Here is a 21,023-nt window from a genome sequence, read left to right as displayed (position 1 = left end):
TAGCTTGCGGGGGTAATTTCATCACCGTCCGACGTGACGTACGGTCCAGCAAACAAATTCTGGAACAATGGATTAACCAGCATGGTTAAATGCTCAAGCTTTAAAAGTATTTAACGTCAAGTGCGGCAATCTTTTTGGCCCTCAAAGGTGACTTTAGGGCGATTTTGTTAAGCGCATCTCGGGTTTTTGTCTTTAAGTTATGTGTTTTTGCGGCCCCTTTAGATTTGCTGAGCCGTAGTAGAGTATCAATGGAATCCATCACTTGTTTCCCACGCAACTTCTCCAGAAGCTCCACCAACTGATCAACGGACTGCATGGCCAATAACCGAGCATCAGCCTCGTTCCATGCTCTCTCTTCGCCAATTTTCACCAGAACGCCGAACGGATCACGCTCATCGACGTAGCTGTCATAACGTTGTTGAAGCTTGGAAGCTAATTGATCATCTAGCTTTTCAAGATTTGTAAATGGGTGATTTTCAACATTTAAAAATTCTAAACCCTTTTTTTGGTTTGCTTCAACAAAGGCTGCAATGAGCGTTTCAGCATTCTCTGGGTAACCGAACTCTTTCAAGAGTTTTATTGCAACGTTGATATTTGAAAGAGAAATGTACTCTACCTCCAGCTTTGCAGCATCGAATAACGCATTAAGGAATTCTTTATCTTCTGTGACCAAACTTCCGTGATATAAGTTTGCCCAGACTTGGGAATACTTATGCCCTTCAGCCAGTTTTAGAGACCGATTTTGTACAATCTCAACAGCTTCGATGAGTTGCTCTTCTTTTAGGTAACCCGTCATAACAGCATCAATAACAACGCTATCGAGTTCATCCATTTTGTTAAACGAATAGTCCCTCAACACTAAGTGATGTTGATAGCCCTCACCTGAAGCGTCAACTTTTGATTTTGGCATCATGTAGTCGACGGAATCGTAAGTTCTTATGAACTCAATGGGCACCGCATTGCGTGGTAGGAAAACAGACCAGCCGCCTAAAACTAACGTAGAGACCGCTTGCTTTTTGATCGCATCATCTGAGGCTTGGAGCAGGTCAACCATTTGCTCAGCTAGACGAAATATTTTTCTAATTACCCTAATATTGGTTATATCAAGCTTTATAATGTACGGCGTCACAAGCTCGGATGCTTCACTGCCATCGTTTAGAGCAATTTCGACCGCTTCGTGTGCGGTGGGTTTGAACTCGAAAGATGCGTCAGCAACCTTTTCAAGGTTTGCCTTAAACTCGGCTTCGTTGTCACCGAGTTCGTCTTGGTTCAGTAGTAAGACAATCTTACACCCTCGCTGTTCTTTCAAAAACGATGCCAAACCCAAAATGTCTTTTGGGCTTAAATCTTTACCTGCTCGTTCAAGGTCGTCGAAACATACAAATTGATTGCGAACTGTTAGAAAAGCTGCGCTGAAAATGGTTTGTGAAAATTTGTTTCCGCGAATGGACTCGAAAAAGATATTCTTTAATCCGGACGAACTAGCGAGGTTATTGAGTTCCTCGAGGCGATCTTTGTAGCTCTGAGTGTCTGAGGGCGTTGCTATACTTGTGCCACTTACAGTGTTTTCAAAAACGGAGTTTCTCACATCGCTCAACGAGTTCAGACCAAATAGAGTTACGTAAGAGTACCTCTTGAATGCAATCGTTCCGTCTTTGACCGATTGTTTAAATAGCCTATCCCATTCAAACGTTTTCCCAACACCCCATTTCCCAGTGATACAAATCACTTCCGGATCACATGAAGCTAAAAACTCTTGAATAGCTGCCTCAAGATACTTCAATGACAATTTTTGTTCTCCCACTGTTAAAATACTTATTTAGTAAGCTGCTTGTTTAATGCGCCCAACAACCGGTTAAAATCTTCATAGTCATTGTCGCTGAGGTGACGAAACGCCCAACAGTCGTCATAAATCTGTTCAATGATATTCAGAAGGTTGAGCATTATCGAAGGCATGCCACTTACTTCGATACCCCAACCCCTAGGTTCGAAATGTGAAAAGCTGTTGCGAAGTTCGAACAATTTATCAAAAGCACGTTTCTGAACTGAGCTTAGTGTCAAAATGCAACCAGCTGGTTCCAAACGTTTATCTTCTCGCCTTGCCCGTACGAAGAGTTCACGAGGATTTGCCAGCTTCGGCTTTTTGGGTAATTCATCATGATTATGGTCTTGCAGGGCATCGATAGTTGCCCTTGCATCAATTTTCGTCAACGCACCGACCTGAATATTACCAGACAAGTGACAGGTTAACGCGCCGTTAATAGCGCTGGCCATGGCTATTACGACCCATTTCCAACAATGCTTGTCGCCCTGCGCGACCCGCTCCATCTGATGCACGACTTCGCTTAGCGAAATCAAAACGTCATGGGCCTCATCTGTGTAAAAGTAGTTTTCGTCGCCCATGGCTATTACTTTGTCGTTTCCAATTCTGCGTCATTTGTCTCGATCCAGATTTCGAGCCTTCCCATCAACTCTGTCCAAACTTCGTTGTACTCATAGTGAAAGGTCTGCATGCAAAGTTCGACGGAATCCAGATGCTGCGCACCATACAAATCCATCCAACGGTTCACGAAATGCGTTTCATACTCGTCGTGGTCGATCTTTGAGTACCCCCAACACAACCCTTCCCAATTTGGATGTGCGCTTTCGGAAAGAGAGTCATAAACTTTTCGTATGCCGGGGTATCTTTTATCAGTCCGATCTAACATCGTCAGAACATTGATCGCACTCGTTTCTGTGCTGCCATCTTTTGATCCGGTCGTAAGGGAAGTGGTTTTTTCACTGAAATCATGAAAATTCAACTCCCTGTCTAACACTTGTCGCGTGATGTGGTTCAGGTAGATTAGCACAGCCAGTGTTTCGAAGCCGCTGCGTAGAAGGACACGCGAACCAAGTCCGTGATTCAGTTCGTAGAGTACGACTGACTGATGGAGAAGGTCCTGTAAGCGCCAGCAAACCGCCTCTCGCAGAATCCAACTTCTAAAAGGTGCCTTCCATTTGTAAGCTGTCGGGTTGCGAGAAAACAAACCGGCGATTGAGAGGCTCGTAAGGCTGGTCTCTTGCCATCTAGATAAGTTCATTTTGATCGCTTCTAAATTTGTCATAACTAATAAAGACCGTTTCGAAACAACTTAGATTTAGTAGAGACCGAAGGCAGATGACACACTTTAAAGCGTCGGTCCGGTTATATCACTGTGACACGGTGCGAGATTTGACCCAATCTGCAACTAGGCGTAAAGGTGTACAAATCATCGACACCTCTCCCAAAATATTACATTAAAAACAAATACTTAGAAATGAAAATGGCGCACCTGAGAGGATTCGAACCTCTGGCCTCTGCCTTCGGAGGGCAGCGCTCTATCCAGCTGAGCTACAGGTGCCTTGGCCGTTAGCTAACCTTGTTCCAATCCGGGTGCAACTGAAAATCGTGATTGTTGCACCCTCTTTGAAACCAAAATCAGGCGAAAAGATCATGCGCCAATTCAAGCGCTTCGATCAGTGTGTCGACCTCATCCGTCGTGTTGTAGAGACCAAAGCTGGCACGGCAGGTCGCCGTGACGCCCAGGTGATCCATAAGCGGGCCCGCACAGTGATGCCCGGCGCGGACGGCAACCCCTTTTTTGTCCAGAATCGTGGATACATCATGGGCATGGCCGGCCCCGTCCAGCGTAAAGCTGAAGATGGCTGCCTTGTCTGGCCGCGTGCCCTGAACCTGAAGCCAGTTGAGACCGCTCAGGCGCTGCATGGCATAGTCCCGCAGGCCGGATTCATGGGCGGCAATGTTGTCCATTCCCAAATCCATCATGTATTCCAGCGCAACGCCCAGGCCGATGGTTTGGACAATGCCGGGTGTTCCGGCCTCGAACTTCATCGGCGGGTCGTTGTAGATCACCTGATCCTTGCTGACCTCTTTGATCATGTCACCGCCACCGACAAAGGGGCGCATCTCGGCCATGCGTTCGGACTTGATGTAGATCGCACCCGACCCCGACGGGCCATACAGCTTGTGGCCGGTGATGGCGTAAAAGTCGCAACCGATGTCCTGCACGTTTACCGGCATATGCACCGCGCCCTGACTGCCATCAACCAGCACCGGGACGCCCCTGGCATGTGCACCTTCGGTGATGGCTTTGACATCCACGACGGTACCCAGAACATTGGAACATTGCGTCACGGCCACAAGTTTGGTTTTCGGGCCGATCGCATCGATTACCGCCTGCGGATCCAGCCCCCCGTCAGCGTCCACATCCACCCACTTCAGAACAACGCCCTGCCGTTCCCTCAGGAAATGCCAGGGCACGATGTTGGCGTGATGCTCCATGACGCTCAGGACGATCTCATCCCCGGCTTCCAGGCGCGGCATGGCCCAGCCATAGGCAACAAGATTGATCCCTTCGGTCGTTCCTGAATTCAGAACGATCTCATCCTCGTTCGATGCCCCCAGGAAACGGGCGATGATCCCCCGAACAGCTTCGTATTTCTCGGTCGACAGATTGGACAGATAGTGCAATCCACGGTGAACATTCGAATACTCTTCGGAATAGGCACGGGTCACCGCATCGATGACGACCTGAGGCTTTTGAGCCGACGCACCGTTGTCCAGATAGGTCAACGGCTTGCCATTCACCTGACGTGACAGGATCGGAAAGTCAGAGCGAATTTTCTGCACATCATACATGATACGGTTTTCCTAGACAGGCGCGGCCGGTGTTAAATACAGGACGAAGGGAACCGCAATCAGGGCTGACAACAGAATTACGGCGAAGGACTTCCAAAGGGATCCGAATTGATGCGCTTCGTTCAGGAAATGAAGCGTGATGTAAAGGCTCAGGATCGCCGTCGCGAACAGCATTATCATCATCAGAAACGGCATCGTCAGGCTTAGAACAAGGGTCATGACAAGGGCGACGATTTGCAGGAACTGCAACCACACTGTCAGGACCATCAGATCGTCAAAGCTTGCTTTGCCGCCTATTGCTTTTCCGACGACGAAGAACGCAAGGATGCTCAGCAGCATTGCTCCGGCGGATCGCAGCAAAACAACGGGGATACTTTCGGGAGGCGGTGCGATCTGACCTTGCGGCACGGGGACCGACAAATCGATTCCCAACTGGACGAGACAGTTCAAAACCACTGCCAGCGCAAAGGCCAACCACAACCCTTCCCGCCCCGGTTTCAAGGACAACAACTGGCGGGCGGCTTGGTCGGGGCTTCTGATCGTCAGAACCGCCAGAGCGCCGAGGGAATTGATAGTCATGCAGCGGACCTTTGTACTTGTCTCAGACCGGATAACCAGAACCAGACAAAAACAGCAACCCAGGCGATGCCCACAATTGTCAAAGCAGGCCCGGGCCCTATGAACCCGGCGACCAGACCATTCAACAAGACCAGGGGGGCGGATGCCAACAACGCCCAGAACAGGGCAAGTCGTGCGCCATAAGCAGTGCCCTGCCCGCCCGCCATCCGCGCCGCCCAATAGGAAATCAGCGCCAGCGTGTAGAAAAACAACGGCAGTATGAACACCGACCCCAGCAAAGCACCGCCCAGAAGCATGTTCAGCTCGACGCCTTCAAGATGCGCTTTGCGGGCAAGGCTGGGCATTTGCGCGACAAAGGCCACAACGCAAAACGCCATGACAAACACAAGTGCCCTGTCTTCCCGCTGACCCATTTCAAGAAGCCGGCGCACCACGCGCCCCGGCCCCCGGTATGTGGCCAATATGTCAGACGAGACGGCCATCAGCTACGACGCGCCAGCCACCCTTCCAGACGGCTTACGATCTCTTCCGCCAAGGCGCTGTCTTCGATCTCATCCACCGCTTCGGCAAGAAAGGCCAAAGTCAGCATATTGGTTGCGTCCTTGACCGGCACGCCACGGGACCGCAGATAGAACAGCGCGGTTTCGTCGATCGCACCCGAGGTCGAGCCATGCGAACACGCCACGTCATCGGCATAGATCTCAAGCTCGGGCTTGGCGAGGAACTGGCTGTCATCATCCAGCAGCAACGATTGGCTGATCTGGTAACCGTCGGTTTTCTGTGCGCCTTCCTTCACAAGGATCTTGCCCTGAAACACGCCGGTCGCCCCGTTGCGCAGCACTTTCTTGAACACCTGACGGCTTTCGCAGTTTACCGCATCATGGGCGATGAAAACCGTGTCGTCATGATGGAAGTCTCCATCGCCAACACAGGCCCCGGCCACATGGGCCACCGCGTCATCTCCTGTCAACTCGACGACCTGCTCATTGCGGGTCAGCACGCCATTCACTGTCAAAGTGAAGGATTTATAGACAGACTCCGTGCCCAGACGGGTAAACATATGGGTCGCGGCCCGGCGTTCATGGTCCCTGCCCTGGGCGCGCACATGGTGCAGCGTGCCCTTGTCGGCGATGTCGATCTCCATGCATTTGTTGAAGCGTGACGCAGCCGGGCCGGTTTCCAGAATGGTGGCCTCGGCCCCGCTTTCCACGCGAATGACGTGGTGCAGGATCGCATCCGAGGTCGGCGATGCATGACGATAGACCAGGTTGATCGGTTTGGACGGTTTGCCGGTGACATGGATGGCCACACCATCCGACGCAAAAGCCGTGTTCAGCGCCGCCAGCGGACGCTGGACCGGAGACTGACCGCGCGTCTCAAGCACGCCATACAGGTCTTTCGCCCAATGAATGTCCTTGCAGCAGATATCCTCGAGCCGGTCGATGGTCACGCCTTCCAGCGTCAGGTCGTCCGACTCTTCGGCGCTGAATTCACCGTCCACGAAGACGATGTTCAGCCGGTCGAGTCCGCTGAACATCAACGGCTCATCATCGGCAAACACCGCAGCCGGAGGCGCGTCCGGCGAGACCAGAGTGTCCGGTTGAGTGTATTTCCAATATTCGTCACGCCGTCCGGGCAGACCAGTTTCCAGAACACGGGCCAGCGCGTCTTCGCGCGCGGCGCGGGTGCATCCCGCGTCGGGCATGGTCAAGGCAGACAGCCGGGCCTCGGTCGCGGTTTGTTTGACTTCGGGCAAGGCCATCAGTTCACCTCGGCAAGAATGTCGGCATAACCGTTGTTTTCAACCTCGAGCGCCAGATCTGGGCCTCCGGTTTTGACAATGCGGCCATCGGCCATGATGTGCACGACGTCGGGCTTGATGTGATCCAGCAGGCGCTGGTAATGGGTGATGACCAAGAACCCGCGACCTTCATCGCGCAGCGCATTCACACCTTCGGCGACCAGCTTCATCGCATCCACATCCAGACCCGAGTCGGTTTCGTCCATGATGCACATCTTGGGTTCCAGCATGGCCATTTGCAGGATTTCATTGCGCTTTTTCTCACCGCCCGAGAAGCCCACATTGACCGGACGCTTGAGCATATCCGCGTCGATCTTCAGCGTCTTGGCCTTGGCACGCACTTCCTTGAGGAAATCAGCGGCGGACAGCTCGTCCTCACCCCGCGCCTTGCGCTGTGCATTCACGGCGGTGCGCAGGAAGGTCATGTTGCCCACGCCCGGAATTTCGACCGGGTACTGGAAAGCCAGAAACACGCCGGCAGCGGCGCGCTCTTCCGGTTCCATCTCCAGCAGGTCCTCGCCATCCAGCGTGGCAGAACCCTCGGTCACTTCGTACCCGTCGCGGCCCGACAGCACGTAGCTGAGTGTTGACTTGCCTGACCCGTTCGGCCCCATGATCGCGTGTACCTTGCCGGCTTCAACCGTCAGGTCCACACCCTTTAGGATCTGCTTGTCTTCTTCTTCAAGCTTCACGTGCAGATTCTTGATTTCCAGCATTTTTTATCCTTTTGCGTATCGCAAGGGGCACCGTGGCCCCGAAACCTTCTTATCCCAGCAACTTGCGGATCAGACGCGCGACGATCCAACCCAGGATCGCCCCTCCGCCAACCGCCCAAACCGGGTTGATGAATTCCATGTGGTTGATGTTGACGTAAGCCATACCCAGCAGACCGCCAAGAACCGGCAACGCGTAACCCAGCCAGGTCAACACGTCTTCTTTCCGGATGCCGCTTCGTGACGCCCGCGTCATCAGCCAACCGACCCTTCCAGCGAGATTGCCACCAGTTGCTGCGCTTCCATGGCGAACTCCATCGGCAGTGCTTGCAGAACGTCTTTGCAGAACCCGTTGACCACCAAAGCCACGGCCTCTTCTTCATCCATGCCGCGCTGACGGCAATAGAACAGCTGATCGTCATCCACCTTGGATGTCGTCGCCTCGTGCTCGACACGAGATGAGTTGTTTTTGACCTCGATATACGGAACCGTATGCGCGCCGCATTTGTCGCCGATCAGCAAGCTGTCACACTGGGTGTAGTTGCGGCTGTCCTTGGCCTTCGGATGCATCGAGACCAGACCGCGATAGGTGTTCTGCGCCTTGCCCGCACTGATGCCCTTGGATACGATGCGCGACTTGGTGTTCTTGCCCAGATGAACCATCTTGGTGCCGGTATCGGCCTGCTGATAGTTGTTGGCAATCGCGATCGAATAGAACTCACCCTGGCTTTCGTTGCCGCGCAGGATGCAGGACGGGTATTTCCACGTCACGGCCGAGCCGGTTTCGACCTGCGTCCACATCACCTTGGACCGGTCGCCCCGGCAATCGGCGCGCTTGGTCACGAAGTTGTAGATGCCACCCTTTCCGTTCTCATCCCCGGGGAACCAGTTCTGAACGGTCGAGTATTTCACTTCGGCGTCTTCTTCGACAATGATCTCGACCACGGCCGCGTGCAGCTGCGCGGTGTCGCGCTGGGGCGCGGTGCAGCCTTCCAGATAGGACACGTACGAACCTTTGTCGGCGATGATCAGCGTGCGCTCGAACTGGCCGGTGTTTTCGGCGTTGATACGGAAATAGGTGCTCAGCTCCATCGGGCAGCGGACACCGGGCGGAATGTAGACGAAGGACCCATCCGAAAACACGGCCGAGTTCAAAGTCGCATAAAAGTTGTCCGACACCGGAACCACAGTGCCCAGATACTTCTTGACCAGCTCAGGATGTTCCTTGATCGCTTCGGAAATCGAACAGAAAATCACACCGGCCTTTTTCAGTTCGGCCTGAAAGGTCGTGCCGACGGACACCGAGTCAAACACCGCGTCCACAGCAACCTTGCGCCCCTCGGCCGGAGCATCCTCAGCACCTTCGACACCAGCCAGAATCATCTGTTCTTTCAAAGGGATACCAAGCTTTTCGTATGTGGCCAGCAGCTTGGGGTCGACATCGTCCAACGACTTGGGTTTCTCTTCCATCGATTTCGGACGCGCATAGTAATACTGGTCCTGAAAATCGATCTTTGGATAAGTGACCATGGCCCATTTCGGTTCTTCCATCTTGGTCCAGCGTTCAAACGCGGCCAAACGCCACTCGGTCATCCATTCCGGTTCTTCATTCTTTTCCGAGATCAGACGAACGATGTCCGGGTTCACACCTTTCGGCGCGTACTCCATTTCGATGTCCGTGTCCCAGCCGTATTTATAGGTTCCGACCTCGCGCACCGCATCCACGGTTTCCTGATCGACACCCTCTTTCACCTGGGTCTGGTCCAAAGCGGCCATAACTTGCCCTCCGTCAGATCACGCGGCGCGCGCGCGATGCTTTTTCTCTTTCTCAAGCCACGTTTCGGCGAAACGCAGCACATCTTCTTCCGTTGTCCGAGGTCCCAGCGATACGCGGATTGCGCTGCTGGCTGTCACCTCGTCGTATCCCATTGCGGTGAGCACCGCGCTGGCACGAACCTTGCCGCTTGAACAGGCAGAGCCCGCACTGACCGCAAAACCCGACAGATCCATCTGCATGACCTGGGTCTCACCTTTCCAGCCGGGGGCGGCAAAACACAGGGTGTTCGGCAGGCGTTGCCGCCCTTTCCCGACAAAAATAGGTGATTTTACAGCAGCCTCAAGAGCGTTTTCTAGAATATTTCTAAATTCCTCGACCTGCTCCCAAACGCCATTGGCCAGATCCCGCATCGCAGCTTCAGCTGCGGCGCCGAACCCTGCGATACCAATGACATTTTCGGTTCCTGACCTGCGGCCCATTTCCTGGCCGCCCCCCTTGATCTGTGCCGCCAGATCGGTTCCGCGTTGCATCACAACGGCACCGACACCTTTTGGACCGCCCAGTTTATGCGCCGAGACCAGAGCCATCTGGGCATTCATCCAGTTGAACGCGACGGGCAGCTTTCCAAAAGCCTGTGTGGCGTCTGTCACGGCCAGGCCGGACGGCAGTGTTTGAACAATCCCCGTCTCTGAGTTTGCCAGTTGCAATGTCGACATTTCAGGCGCGATTACCTGCACGTCTCCGGCCTCGGAAACCGTAAGATCCTCATTGATCCAAGATCTTACCGCGTCATGTTCAATCGCCGCGCCGTGCAATTGGCGCCCCGACAATGCCAGCGCCGCACCTTCGGTTGACCCTGATGTAAAGACGATATCCGCCCCATCCGCCCCAAAGGCCGATGCAATTTGGGCCCGGGCGCGCTCGATCAGAGCTTTGGCGGCCCGACCTTCCGCATGAACCGACGAGGGATTGCCGCAGACATCCATCGCCGCAATCATCGCGTCCCTCGCTTCGGGGCGCAGCGGCGTTGTTGCATTGTGATCCAGATAAACACGTTTCATGGATACATCTTTTTGCCAGCAGACTTCATTTCATATCCCGCCCGTTCAGATCATTCATCTACAACAGAGAACAGGCTCGGCACGGCCGGGCACGGGGCGAGGTCGTTCTTGATCACATCTGACAAACGGGTTTGATGCAGGAACACATAGACATGCGCGCTGAGACTTTCCCAAAGCCGATTGGTCAATGATTGAGCGCGGCTGCCGGACGAGGCCCCGGACGCGCCTGCCCCTTTTTGCAGCGCATCAACGGTTTCGTCCACGGCGGCCAGAATTTCGACGACACGAATTTCGGATGCCGGGCGTGCCAGTCGATACCCGCCGCCGGGCCCCCGCACGGAAGACACCAAGTCCGCCCGGCGCAGTTTGACGAAGAGCTGCTCGAGATATGGTAACGAAATGTCCTGCCTCTCGGAGATTTCTCCAAGCGTCACCAGTCGTTCCGTCGGCTGGAGCGCAATATCCGCCAGGGCGACCATTGCGTAACGCCCTTTGGTCGACAGCTTCATTCCATGTCCCCTTTCAGCAGGATTTGCGCGAAATCATTGACGCCGACGTTGCCAGTGCGTATCTCCGACTGACAGCGCTGGTATGCGCCAAGCAATGTAATTAGAACCGTTCTAAGGTGCCCGACGATTATCGTCAAGTATATCCGGGCATCGGCACGAAAAAGACAGGACCAAAGCACACATGCCCGAGGTGATTTTTCCCGGACCCGAAGGCCGCCTGGAAGGCCGCTACCACCCGCAAAAGGAAAAAGACGCACCGATCGCCATCGTGCTTCACCCGCACCCTCAGTTCGGCGGGACCATGAACAACAAGGTGGTCTACAACCTGCACTATGCCTTCTACAACATGGGCTTCACCGTGTTGCGCTTTAACTTCCGCGGTGTCGGTCGCAGCCAGGGCGAGTATGATCAGGGCGTGGGCGAGCTGAGCGATGCGGCGTCGGCGCTGGATTACCTGCAATCGATGAACAACAATTCGAAACACTGCTGGGTCGCAGGTTTCTCGTTTGGTGCGTGGATCGGTATGCAACTGCTGATGCGCCGCCCTGAAATCACGGGGTTCATCAGTGTATCGCCCCCTGCAAACATGTATGACTTTTCGTTCCTTGCGCCCTGCCCGTCTTCCGGCCTGATCATCAACGGCACGGCTGACAGGGTGGCGCCACCGGCTGACACGACCTCGCTGGTGAACAAGCTGCACGAGCAGAAGGGAATTACCATCACGCACACCGAAGTGGAAGGTGCAGATCACTTCTTTCAGGATCGTCATATGGACACGCTGATCACCAATGTCAGCGACTATGTGAAACGCCGCCTGACCGAGAACACCCGCTGATGTCCGACACCATCACATCTCTTGCCGCCAAACTGGCCGAAGATACGATGAAGGTTATGGATGAGACAGGCGAAGACAGGTTCTTTGTCGAAGTTGGTGAAGTGCTCGGGGCCGCTTCTCAGTCTCTGGAAGAGGCGTTTCTGACGGAAATTCGTGTTCGGTTGGCTGAGCGGAAAGCCAGGCAGTTCGTGATCAAACGCTTGTCTGCGCATCGCGCAAAGCAGAAGGCGATCGAAAAGCAATGACCGACCGTATGTCGGCGCAAATCGCGTTTCTGAAACGGGCCGACGAACTGAAAATGGTCGAGCGGGCAAATGTCCTGCTTGACCAGTCCAGACCCGAAAATTCGGCAGAGCACAGCTGGCATCTGGCCTTGTGGGCCCTGGTCATGGCCCCGTTGGCAGGGCCGGATGTCTCGATTGATCGGGTCATACGTATGCTATTGCTGCATGACCTGGTTGAAATCGTTGTCGGCGACCACCCAATTCACCTTGAGACCGATTGGACCTCGGTTGCCAAGGCCGAGCAAGCTGCAGCCAAAGATCTGTTTGGGCTGTTGCCAAAGGATCAGGCCGATACGTTTCACGCTGTCTGGCGTGAATTTGAAGAGGATCAGACCGCCGACGCCCGATTTGCCAAGGTTCTGGATCGTTGTCAGCCACTGTTTCAGGTTCTGTGTGCCCCGAACCCCGATCCGGATCACGTGGACATAGCGCGTTCAAATCTCGAGGGCGGTCGCGCCGCCTATCTGGAACAGGTTTTTCCATTGGCCTACGAGCACGCCGCAAACCTGCTGGCTGGTGCAAATACGCAGGCCAACGCGTTTACGCAACGGCTGGCGTTTCTGACCGAAGCTGATCAGCTGAAGTCCGTTCTTCGTGCCTCGCGGCTGATGGCGGGTGATCGTTTCGAAAACTCGGCAGAACACTCGTGGCACATCATGCTCTACGCCTGGGTCCTGGCTGAAAATGCGCCCCCCGGGATCAGTGTTGATCGGGTCCTTCAGATGCTGTTGCTGCACGATATCGTCGAAATCGACGCCGGCGACAATCCGATCCACGGGCAGGTCGATCACGCAGCGCAAGCAGCCAAGGAACAAGCGGCGGCCAAGCGCTTGTTCGGACTGCTGCCCGACACCCTATGCAACACTTTCACTGCCCTGTGGCAGGAATTTGAAGCGGCAGACAGCCCGGACGCCAGGTTCGCCAAAGCCGTTGATCGGTTTCAGACACCTGTCGCCAATCTGGAAACCGGCGGCGGGTCGTGGGTCGATTACAAGGTTACATATGCCCAGCTTGAGGCGCGCGTTCAGCCTGCGATTGCAGCAGGTTCCCCTCGGCTGTGGGATTGGCTGCAACCGCAACTGGCTGCACACTTCCAAAGCGTCGAGGTTGTACACCCCTAGACAGAAAAGAAAAAAGGAGCCCGACGGCTCCTTTTTCCCTGCTAAGCTCTACGTGGTATTTAAAAAACACTACTACCATCAAACTGTTGAACCATGTTGGCTGCTTCAACTTCGACGGACCCCCCGTCAGCAAGCCACCCAATCACCACTATCAGACCCGCAGCAAATATTACGGATTTCGAAAATGTCGTCATAACTCAATACTCAAAAACAAATCCTAAAATACGCTGAGAAGATTACACTAATTCGATTCTCTGAATAGTCAGGTATACCTGACCTCAGGTGGTTTTCTTCCATCTTCAGATCCAAAATTGCCTTGCCCACTCCTTCGGTTTCATGCTCAACGCGGGGTATCTTTCCTGTTTCGAGGATCAAAATGCCCCAAGCGTATCTGTATCTGATGCTGGCTGTTGTTGCGGAAACCATCGGCACCACGGCCTTGCAGGCCAGTCAGCAATTCACGCGGTTCTGGCCGTCCGTCCTTGTGGTCGTGGGGTACGGAGTCGCATTTTATCTCATGGCGCTGACACTGAAATACATGCCTGTCGGTATCGTTTATGCAATCTGGTCCGGTCTGGGCATCTTTCTGATCGCCGTGATTGGGTTCATCGTGTTCGGCCAAAGGCTGGATTGGCCTGCAATCCTGGGATTGACGTTGATCTTGTCCGGAATCCTGATCATTCACCTCTTTTCCAAGACTGCCGGTCACTGATCCACGGTTAGGGCTGGTATATTTTGTCGCGCCGCGCTATGCGCGCGGCAACTTCCCGTTCAAAGGCTGACCTCTCATGGACCTGCGCAATATCGCAATCATCGCTCACGTGGACCACGGCAAGACGACCCTGGTGGATGAGCTGCTCAAACAATCCGGCGCGTTCCGGGAAAACCAGGCCGTGGCGGAACGCGCCATGGACAGCAACGATCTGGAGCGCGAGCGCGGCATCACCATTCTGGCCAAGGCAACTTCGGTCGAATGGAAAGACACGCGCATCAACATCGTCGACACGCCGGGCCACGCCGATTTCGGTGGTGAAGTCGAGCGTATCCTCAGCATGGTCGATGGCGTTGTCCTGCTGGTTGACGCGGCCGAAGGCCCGATGCCGCAGACCAAGTTCGTGACGTCGAAAGCCTTGGCGCTGGGCCTGCGCCCGATCGTGGTTCTGAACAAGGTCGACAAGCCGGATGCGGAGCCTGATCGCGCATTGGACGAATGCTTTGACCTGTTTGCCAACCTCGGCGCCGATGATGATCAGTTGGATTTCCCGGCCATGTATGCCTCGGGCCGTTCAGGCTGGGCGGATATGGAGCTGGACGGCCCGCGCAAGGACCTAAGCGCACTGTTTGATCTGATCGTCGATCACGTTCCTGCCCCGAAACAGATCGCGCATAAGGGTGAGCCGTTCCGGATGCTGGCTACCACTTTGGGCAGCGATCCATTCATCGGCCGCATTCTGACGGGTCGTGTGGAAAGCGGCACATTGAAAGCTGGCGACAGCCTGAAAGCCCTGAGCCGTGACGGATCGTTGATCGAAAACTTTCGCGCCTCAAAAATATTGGCATTCCGCGGGCTGGCTCAGCAACCTATCGATGTGGCCGAAGCCGGTGACATCGTCACCATCGCCGGCATGAGCAAAGCCACCGTGGCGGATTCTCTGGTTGCTCCGCAGGTCGAAGAAGCCCTGCCTGCACAGCCCATCGACCCGCCGACGATCACCGTAACTTTCGGTATCAACGATTCACCGTTGGCCGGTCGTGACGGCAAGAAAGTTCAGTCACGCGTCATCCGTGATCGTCTGATGAAAGAAGCCGAATCGAATGTAGCGATTCGCGTCACCGACACACCCGGCGGCGAGGCTTTCGAGGTCGCCGGCCGTGGCGAATTGCAGATGGGCGTTTTGATCGAGAACATGCGTCGCGAAGGGTTCGAGCTCAGCATCTCGCGCCCTCAGGTTCTGTTCCGCGAGGAAAACGGCCAGCGGCTGGAACCGATCGAGGAAGTCACCATTGACGTAGACGATGAATACTCGGGCGCCGTGATCGAAAAGATCACTGGGGCCCGCAAAGGTGAGTTGGTCGAGATGCGCCCGGCAGGTGCAGGCAAGACCCGCATCATCGCGCATGTACCGTCCCGTGGCCTGATCGGTTATCACGGCGAATTCCTGACCGATACCCGCGGCACAGGCGTTCTGAACCGCGTGTTCCATGACTGGGCGCCGCACAAAGGCCCGATCCCGGGCCGCCGGGCTGGGGTTCTGATTTCGATGGAGAACGGTCAGGCCGTCGCTTATGCTCTGTGGAACCTCGAGGAGCGTGGCCGGATGTTTGTTGGTCCTCAAACGGATGTCTATCAAGGTATGGTGATTGGCGAGCATTCTCGTGACAATGATCTGGAAGTGAACCCGCTGAAGGGCAAGAAACTGACAAACGTACGCGCCAGTGGCTCGGACGACGCGGTTCGTCTGACGCCACATGTTCAGTTCTCGCTAGAAGAGGCAATTGCCTATATTGACGACGATGAACTGGTCGAAGTCACCCCGAACGCGGTGCGCTTGCGCAAGCGTTTTCTTGACCCGCACGAGCGCAAGCGGATGGCCAAGTCGGCCTGATTTACCTGGCAGACCGCTACCGCAATCGGAAACAATTGCCCAAGTGTGGCAATTTTGCGTCCAAACGGACAAAAGATGAAAAACGGACAACCGGGCAATACGCCCGGTTTTCTTCTGAAAACAGGGATGTTTCTTCTTTAGGTTGCATTAATTTTCCCCTGCTCCCTCGATCCACATATTGTGATTGAGACCCGTTTAAGGTGAAAATGTGCCAGTTGTGTGACGTCGTTCATAAACACCTTCGCTCCGATGGTTCATATGAACACGTAGTAAAGTATCGAGTTTCGAGGAGTTCCAAATGGGTATCCGGTCCCGCAATATCCCGCTGTTTTTTGTTGCTACGACGTTTTTGTTTTCGCCCGCGGGCGAAGCTTTCGCAGCAGGTACATGTACCGTTCAAACAGCCAGACAATCCGCAGCATCCGCACAGGTATTATGTGAGTGCGACGCTGTAACATCGGGCATGATCCGATACATTCAGCGCCGGCACGATTTCGATCAAATTCTGGCGCGTGTCGGAGCTGAATGCACACCACTTGCAGACTTGCTTTCTGATTTTCCAACGGCATCGATCGGCGCAAGTGATCAGCGGTCCGGAGATGGGCCGTCTGATGAGACTGTCGACAGCAGCCCGGCTTTCGGTGGCGGCGGCGGTTCAGGCGGTGGAGCTGGCACCACTGGCGCTGGAGACGGTGGTGGTGGCACTGGCGGTGAAGGTGGCGGCACTGGCGGTGAAAACGAAGGTGGCGGCGAAAACGAAGGCGGCGGCGAAAACGAAGGCGGCGGCGAAAACGAAGGTGGCGGCGAAAACGAAGGCGGCGGCGAAAACGAAGGCGGCGGCGAAAACGAAGGCGGCGGCGAAAACGAAGGCGGCGGCGAAAACGAAGGCGGCGGCGAAAACGAAGGCGGCGGCGAAAACGAAGGCGGCGGCGAAAACGAAGGCGGCGGCGAAACGTTTTAATTGGGAAGCAATATTACCGGTGCAAGATACGATTGCACCGGTATTCAGTTTCTCAAAAAGATTTCCAGGTTTCGTCAGCTATGGCCGTACACACCAACCCAACGTCCGGGCCGATTCGGGTCTTGCATGCGAAGAAACAGGTACCGCGTTGCCGTCCAGGGTTTGATACGGTTTGTGAGGTTGTCCAAAACCAAATCACCCTTGGAAGAGCGATACACCAGCACCGCATGAGGCACCCGACGCGTGTCCAGAACCGTAGCGATCAACAGTTTACTTGGATCGACGCCGGCATGGATCAAATCCCTTTTCTTCAACAGTGCGAAGTCTTCGCAATCGCCACCCCTGGCTGTCGGAAGCGCCCAACGCTCGGTCATCTTGTACTGGGATTGATCGGTGACTTCTCGCGTCGATCTGTTCACGCGCCGATTTACCTGTTCGACAACCTTCAGTTCTTGCTGGCTGGACAGGGATACGGAGCGTTTTTTGGCACAGGCCCATTTGTACTCAGCGCACAGATTGGCCGCCCCTGACGGTGGCGGAGAGGCCGCGACACTTGGGATAAATCCGTTACCGGACGCATGTGCGACGGGGGCCACGGCTAGGGTGCAGACGCCCAAAAAACTGATGCTGAAGGCCCGTACTGAAACCGGCAGAAGTCTTGCACCAAACCGCTTGGCCAGATTTGTGAAGTGTTTCATGCCTGTACCCCAATCCGATGTTCTTCGCACGATTGCACGTCAAACAGGGTCGCATTCCGATTCGTGAAACTATCCGCGAATAACCCCGCCCAGGCAATCACCTAAAAAGTTGAAGGGGAAAAAGGGCGGAAATTCGTCCGTCAATCTGACCTTTTTGCGCAAGAATTTGGGTGGCGCGGCCACAATTCGGGTGCCGATCGCGCAAATACGCGACAGCGTGGCCTGTTAAGTGATTGAAATAATTAAAAATTAAACTCAGCCCCCTGTTGACGGGCTGAGTTCCCTTGGCCGAGTGGTGGTATAAGCCAATGATTGCCTATTGGCTGCCCCTTTACCGGGCAAACCGCGCTACACGTCGTGAACGCAGTCGTTCACTCCGTGATTTCAACCACAACCAATTCACGTTCACTGGCGTCGCGCGCATGACTCAATGCTTCTTGATAGTCATCCGAGTTGTAGCATTCGACGGCTGCTTCTAGCGACGGGAAACGGGCAACAACGTTGCGTGGCCGTTCCTTGCCTTCCAACTGAACGTAACGCGCCGCACGGGCGATGAAAGTGCCCCCGTGCTTGGCAATGGCTGGCCCGGCCAATTCGGCATATTTTCCATACGCCTCGGCATCGGTCACCGTCACGTGTGCAATCCAAAGTGCAGCCATCTTACCCTCCCAAAACCTGTTCTGCAGCCTTGATCGCCGAATCCGCGTTCGACGCATCCCGTCCACCGCCCTGGGCCATGTCCGGGCGGCCGCCGCCGCCCTTACCGCCCAATTCCACTACTGCGGCCTTGACCAGATCGACCGCCGAAACGGTTCCTGTCAGGTCTTCGGTGACGCCAGCCGCAACCGCGGCCTTGCCGCCGGTATCCGCGATGAGCAAAACCGCCCCCGACCCAAGACGCGCCTTGTGTTCGTCGATCAATGCCGGAAGATCCTTGCCGGACACCCCGCTGAGGGCCTGCGCTATGAACTTCACACCGTTCACATCACGCGCTTCGGCACCGCCGCCCTGCCCGCTCCCGCCGGCCATCGCCAGATCTCGACGCAGTTGAGCCACTTCGTTCTGCAATGACTTGCGTTCCTCCAGCAGGCTTTTCACGCGGGCCACCACATCATCCGGCTGCGCCTTCAGTTCCGAAGCCACCTGCGCGAGACGATGATCCTGTGCCGAAAGGTAACGGAACGCTTCATCCCCGGTCAGTGCTTCGATGCGGCGCACTCCGGCACTGCTTGCGCCGTCACCCAGGATGACAAAGGTGCCGATATCACCCGTCTGACGCACATGAGTACCGCCACACAGTTCGATCGACCAGGTTTCGCCATCATGGCCCTTGCCCGTAGGTGCCTTGCCCATCGAAACAACACGCACCTCGTCACCGTATTTCTCGCCGAACAGTGCCTGCGCGCCCAGTTTGCGCGCGTCATCCGGTGTCATGACCCGTGTCTCGACAGCCGAGTTCTGGCGGATGAAATCGTTCACCTCACGCTCGATCTTCCGGATTTCCTCCAGGCTCAGCGCTTTGGAATGGCTGAAGTCGAACCGCAGACGATCCGCCGCATTCAGCGAGCCGCGTTGCGCCACATGGTCGCCCAGCGTTTCCCGCAGTGCTTCATGCAGCAAGTGCGTGGCCGAGTGGTTGGCCCGGATTGCGGTCCGGCGCGCATGATCGACTTCGAGCTCGACAGCATCGCCTTTTGAAACGGCACCGCTGACGACCGTCACCTTATGCGCATAGACCTTCCCATCAGCGAATTTTTTGGTGTCTTCCACTCGGCTGAGGTGATCGCGATCTTCAAGGCGCCGCATCTCGCCAGTATCGCCCACCTGGCCACCAGCCTCGCCATAGAACGGCGTCTGGTTCACCACGACCCAGCCGCTGTCGCCCGCTTCGATCTTGTCAACCAAAGCACCGTCAACAACCAGTGCCACAACCTGAGCTTCGGCTTTCTCGGTGTCATAGCCAAGGAAGTCGGTCGCCCCGGCGCTGTCCAGAACATCGAACCATACCGCCTGATCCGCAGCTTCACCTGACCCGGCCCAGGCAGCCCGCGCCTTGGCCTTTTGTTCGGCCATCGCCGTTTCAAAGCCTTCGGTGTCAACTGTCCGGCCTTTTTCGCGCAGCGCATCCTGTGTCAGGTCCAGTGGGAAACCGTAGGTGTCATACAGTTTGAATGCCGCCTCACCAGACAAAGGCGCCCCCTCGGAAAGGCCGGACACCTCATCGTCCAGCAGCCTCAACCCCCGGTCCAGCGTCTGCTTGAAACGCGTTTCTTCAAGCAACAAGGTCTCTTCGATCAATGGCTGTGCCTGGGTCAATTCGGCATAGTGACCGCCCATCTGTTGAACGAGAGACGGGACAAGCCGATGCATGACCGGATCCTTGGCGCCCAACAGATGCGCATGACGCATGGCACGACGCATGATGCGGCGAAGAACATAGCCGCGGCCATCATTGCTGGGCATCACGCCATCAGCAATCAGGAACGAAGTCGAACGCAGGTGGTCCGCGATCACGCGGTGGTGCACGTTCTGATCCCCGTAAGGATCCACGCCAGTTGCATCGGCTGATGCCTCGATCAGTGCCTTGAACAGATCGGTGTCATAATTGTCATGGCTGCCCTGCAACAATGCACCGATCCGCTCGAGACCCATGCCCGTATCGATCGACTGCATGTCGAGCTCGACCATCGAGCCGTCTTCGAACTGCTCGTTTTGCATGAAGACCACGTTCCAGATCTCAATGAACCGATCGCCGTCTTCCTCGGCAGAGCCCGGAGGACCGCCCCAGATGTGGTCTCCGTGGTCATAAAAGATCTCGGTACACGGGCCGCAGGGGCCGGTCGGGCCCATCTGCCAGAAATTGTCGCTGGTGGCGATGCGGATGATCCGGTCTTCGGGAACACCGACCTTTTTCCAGATTTCAAACGCCTCGTCATCGGTATGATAGACCGTTGTCAGCAGGCGGTTCTTGTCGATCCCAAATTCCCTAGTGATCAGCTCCCACGCGAATGGGATCGCTTCGTGTTTGAAGTAATCACCAAACGAGAAGTTCCCCAACATCTCGAAGAATGTATGGTGGCGCGCTGTGTAACCCACATTGTCGAGATCGTTGTGCTTGCCGCCGGCACGCACACATTTCTGCGCCGTGGTGGCGCGCTTGTAGTCACGTGTTTCCAATCCTGTGAACAGGTTCTTGAACTGCACCATGCCCGAATTGACGAACATCAGCGTCGGGTCGTTGCGCGGCACCAGCGGGCTGGACGCCACGACCTCATGCCCCTGTTTTTCAAAGTAATTCAGAAAGGTCGATCGGATGTCGTTCAGGGTTGGCATAGGGCTCTCTCGGCGCACAAAAAACTTGGTCCCCGCAGGTTTATCCCCCTGTCAAACGAGTGTCCAC

21 protein-coding genes and 1 tRNA gene are annotated in these 21,023 nt (G+C 55.3%); 6 read left to right on the top strand and 16 right to left on the bottom strand.

The window, feature by feature from the left end:
- Positions 1-100: 100 nt before the first annotated feature.
- From I9184_RS04990 to I9184_RS04930, 13 genes are all read right to left on the bottom strand, one after another.
- Complete coding sequence (locus tag I9184_RS04990; protein ID WP_209833104.1) at positions 101-1,789, bottom strand: hypothetical protein; 1,689 nt, start codon at positions 1,787-1,789, stop codon at positions 101-103.
- 26 nt (positions 1,790-1,815) lie between these two features.
- Positions 1,816-2,403 (bottom strand): hypothetical protein, encoded by a 588-nt coding sequence (locus tag I9184_RS04985; RefSeq protein ID WP_209833102.1) that lies wholly within the window; start codon positions 2,401-2,403, stop codon positions 1,816-1,818.
- A 5-nt stretch (positions 2,404-2,408) separates the two neighbouring features.
- Entirely contained in the window at positions 2,409-3,104 is a 696-nt protein-coding gene (locus tag I9184_RS04980; protein ID WP_209833099.1) for a hypothetical protein, read from the bottom strand.
- A gap of 199 nt (positions 3,105-3,303) precedes the next feature.
- Positions 3,304-3,380, bottom strand: a tRNA-Arg gene (locus I9184_RS04975).
- Positions 3,381-3,457: 77 nt separating this feature from the next.
- A complete protein-coding gene (locus I9184_RS04970) occupies positions 3,458-4,678 on the bottom strand; it encodes a cysteine desulfurase (protein ID WP_209833097.1) in 1,221 nt (406 codons plus the stop codon).
- 12 nt (positions 4,679-4,690) lie between these two features.
- Entirely contained in the window at positions 4,691-5,257 is a 567-nt protein-coding gene (locus tag I9184_RS04965; RefSeq protein ID WP_171632402.1) for a YIP1 family protein, read from the bottom strand.
- Positions 5,254-5,739, bottom strand: coding sequence for a YIP1 family protein (locus tag I9184_RS04960; protein ID WP_171723257.1), 486 nt, complete (start codon positions 5,737-5,739; stop codon positions 5,254-5,256). Before I9184_RS04960 ends, I9184_RS04965 begins: the two co-directional genes overlap by 4 nt.
- Positions 5,739-7,019 (bottom strand): SufD family Fe-S cluster assembly protein, encoded by a 1,281-nt coding sequence (locus I9184_RS04955; protein WP_209833095.1) that lies wholly within the window; start codon positions 7,017-7,019, stop codon positions 5,739-5,741. The genes I9184_RS04960 and I9184_RS04955 overlap by 1 nt, the downstream gene beginning before the upstream one ends.
- Complete coding sequence (gene sufC / locus I9184_RS04950; RefSeq protein ID WP_152458012.1) at positions 7,019-7,774, bottom strand: Fe-S cluster assembly ATPase SufC; 756 nt, start codon at positions 7,772-7,774, stop codon at positions 7,019-7,021. Before sufC ends, I9184_RS04955 begins: the two co-directional genes overlap by 1 nt.
- Before the next feature lie 49 nt (positions 7,775-7,823).
- A complete protein-coding gene (locus I9184_RS04945) occupies positions 7,824-8,027 on the bottom strand; it encodes a hypothetical protein (RefSeq protein WP_152458013.1) in 204 nt (67 codons plus the stop codon).
- Entirely contained in the window at positions 8,027-9,547 is a 1,521-nt protein-coding gene (gene sufB, locus I9184_RS04940; RefSeq protein WP_171204775.1) for a Fe-S cluster assembly protein SufB, read from the bottom strand. The genes I9184_RS04945 and sufB overlap by 1 nt, the downstream gene beginning before the upstream one ends.
- An 18-nt stretch (positions 9,548-9,565) precedes the next feature.
- Positions 9,566-10,609 carry a cysteine desulfurase family protein gene (locus tag I9184_RS04935; RefSeq protein ID WP_209833093.1) on the bottom strand — a complete coding sequence of 348 codons (1,044 nt, stop codon included), beginning with the start codon at positions 10,607-10,609 and terminating at the stop codon, positions 9,566-9,568.
- 50 nt (positions 10,610-10,659) lie between these two features.
- The gene (locus I9184_RS04930) at positions 10,660-11,118 is read right to left on the bottom strand and encodes an Rrf2 family transcriptional regulator (protein ID WP_152458016.1); all 459 of its coding nucleotides are present in this window, start codon (positions 11,116-11,118) and stop codon (positions 10,660-10,662) included.
- Between the two features lie 181 nt (positions 11,119-11,299).
- Between I9184_RS04930 and I9184_RS04925 the strand changes: the two genes are divergently transcribed.
- The 6 genes from I9184_RS04925 (at position 11,300) to I9184_RS04900 (ending at position 16,925) form a co-directional block, all read left to right on the top strand.
- Positions 11,300-11,953: an alpha/beta hydrolase gene (locus I9184_RS04925; RefSeq protein WP_152458017.1), complete on the top strand. Its 654-nt coding sequence runs from the start codon at positions 11,300-11,302 to the stop codon at positions 11,951-11,953.
- Positions 11,953-12,198 (top strand): hypothetical protein, encoded by a 246-nt coding sequence (locus tag I9184_RS04920; protein WP_152458018.1) that lies wholly within the window; start codon positions 11,953-11,955, stop codon positions 12,196-12,198. The genes I9184_RS04925 and I9184_RS04920 overlap by 1 nt, the downstream gene beginning before the upstream one ends.
- Positions 12,195-13,358 (top strand): HD domain-containing protein, encoded by a 1,164-nt coding sequence (locus I9184_RS04915; protein ID WP_171723252.1) that lies wholly within the window; start codon positions 12,195-12,197, stop codon positions 13,356-13,358. Before I9184_RS04920 ends, I9184_RS04915 begins: the two co-directional genes overlap by 4 nt.
- 376 nt (positions 13,359-13,734) lie before the next feature.
- Positions 13,735-14,070 (top strand): SMR family transporter, encoded by a 336-nt coding sequence (locus tag I9184_RS04910; RefSeq protein ID WP_171632384.1) that lies wholly within the window; start codon positions 13,735-13,737, stop codon positions 14,068-14,070.
- A 76-nt stretch (positions 14,071-14,146) separates the two neighbouring features.
- Positions 14,147-15,964, top strand: a complete 1,818-nt coding sequence (gene typA / locus I9184_RS04905; protein ID WP_171632381.1) for a translational GTPase TypA — start codon at positions 14,147-14,149, stop codon at positions 15,962-15,964.
- A gap of 463 nt (positions 15,965-16,427) precedes the next feature.
- Positions 16,428-16,925: a hypothetical protein gene (locus I9184_RS04900; RefSeq protein WP_209833091.1), complete on the top strand. Its 498-nt coding sequence runs from the start codon at positions 16,428-16,430 to the stop codon at positions 16,923-16,925.
- A gap of 74 nt (positions 16,926-16,999) precedes the next feature.
- Here the strand turns inward: I9184_RS04900 and I9184_RS04895 are convergent, their stop codons facing one another.
- From I9184_RS04895 to alaS, 3 genes are all read right to left on the bottom strand, one after another.
- On the bottom strand, positions 17,000-17,623 hold the full coding sequence (locus I9184_RS04895; RefSeq protein ID WP_209833089.1) for a transglutaminase-like cysteine peptidase: 624 nt from the start codon (positions 17,621-17,623) through the stop codon (positions 17,000-17,002).
- A 371-nt stretch (positions 17,624-17,994) separates the two neighbouring features.
- Positions 17,995-18,282 carry a DUF1330 domain-containing protein gene (locus tag I9184_RS04890; protein ID WP_152458023.1) on the bottom strand — a complete coding sequence of 96 codons (288 nt, stop codon included), beginning with the start codon at positions 18,280-18,282 and terminating at the stop codon, positions 17,995-17,997.
- Between the two features lies 1 nt (position 18,283).
- Positions 18,284-20,956 carry an alanine--tRNA ligase gene (alaS, locus tag I9184_RS04885; protein WP_209833087.1) on the bottom strand — a complete coding sequence of 891 codons (2,673 nt, stop codon included), beginning with the start codon at positions 20,954-20,956 and terminating at the stop codon, positions 18,284-18,286.
- Positions 20,957-21,023 lie beyond the last annotated feature (67 nt).

The organism is Ruegeria sp. HKCCE3926 (assembly GCF_017872515.1).
Lineage (GTDB): Bacteria > Pseudomonadota > Alphaproteobacteria > Rhodobacterales > Rhodobacteraceae > Ruegeria.
The sequence above is the reverse complement of the archived record's forward strand: the minus strand, read 5'-3'. Positions and strand labels throughout refer to the sequence as shown.

Bases quoted from the DNA above. Each gene is read 5' to 3' on its own strand.
- I9184_RS04985 (WP_209833102.1), bottom strand. From the start codon at position 2,403: ATGGGCGACGAAAACTACTTTTACACAGATGAGGCCCATGACGTTTTG.
- I9184_RS04980 (WP_209833099.1), bottom strand. From the start codon at position 3,104: ATGACAAATTTAGAAGCGATCAAAATGAACTTATCTAGATGGCAAGAG.
- I9184_RS04970 (WP_209833097.1), bottom strand. From the start codon at position 4,678: ATGTATGATGTGCAGAAAATTCGCTCTGACTTTCCGATCCTGTCACGT.
- I9184_RS04965 (WP_171632402.1), bottom strand. From the start codon at position 5,257: ATGACTATCAATTCCCTCGGCGCTCTGGCGGTTCTGACGATCAGAAGC.
- I9184_RS04960 (WP_171723257.1), bottom strand. From the start codon at position 5,739: ATGGCCGTCTCGTCTGACATATTGGCCACATACCGGGGGCCGGGGCGC.
- I9184_RS04955 (WP_209833095.1), bottom strand. From the start codon at position 7,019: ATGGCCTTGCCCGAAGTCAAACAAACCGCGACCGAGGCCCGGCTGTCT.
- sufC (WP_152458012.1), bottom strand. From the start codon at position 7,774: ATGCTGGAAATCAAGAATCTGCACGTGAAGCTTGAAGAAGAAGACAAG.
- I9184_RS04945 (WP_152458013.1), bottom strand. From the start codon at position 8,027: ATGACGCGGGCGTCACGAAGCGGCATCCGGAAAGAAGACGTGTTGACC.
- sufB (WP_171204775.1), bottom strand. From the start codon at position 9,547: ATGGCCGCTTTGGACCAGACCCAGGTGAAAGAGGGTGTCGATCAGGAA.
- I9184_RS04935 (WP_209833093.1), bottom strand. From the start codon at position 10,609: ATGAAACGTGTTTATCTGGATCACAATGCAACAACGCCGCTGCGCCCC.
- I9184_RS04930 (WP_152458016.1), bottom strand. From the start codon at position 11,118: ATGAAGCTGTCGACCAAAGGGCGTTACGCAATGGTCGCCCTGGCGGAT.
- I9184_RS04925 (WP_152458017.1), top strand. From the start codon at position 11,300: ATGCCCGAGGTGATTTTTCCCGGACCCGAAGGCCGCCTGGAAGGCCGC.
- I9184_RS04920 (WP_152458018.1), top strand. From the start codon at position 11,953: ATGTCCGACACCATCACATCTCTTGCCGCCAAACTGGCCGAAGATACG.
- I9184_RS04915 (WP_171723252.1), top strand. From the start codon at position 12,195: ATGACCGACCGTATGTCGGCGCAAATCGCGTTTCTGAAACGGGCCGAC.
- I9184_RS04910 (WP_171632384.1), top strand. From the start codon at position 13,735: ATGCCCCAAGCGTATCTGTATCTGATGCTGGCTGTTGTTGCGGAAACC.
- typA (WP_171632381.1), top strand. From the start codon at position 14,147: ATGGACCTGCGCAATATCGCAATCATCGCTCACGTGGACCACGGCAAG.
- I9184_RS04900 (WP_209833091.1), top strand. From the start codon at position 16,428: ATGATCCGATACATTCAGCGCCGGCACGATTTCGATCAAATTCTGGCG.
- I9184_RS04895 (WP_209833089.1), bottom strand. From the start codon at position 17,623: ATGAAACACTTCACAAATCTGGCCAAGCGGTTTGGTGCAAGACTTCTG.
- I9184_RS04890 (WP_152458023.1), bottom strand. From the start codon at position 18,282: ATGGCTGCACTTTGGATTGCACACGTGACGGTGACCGATGCCGAGGCG.
- alaS (WP_209833087.1), bottom strand. From the start codon at position 20,956: ATGCCAACCCTGAACGACATCCGATCGACCTTTCTGAATTACTTTGAA.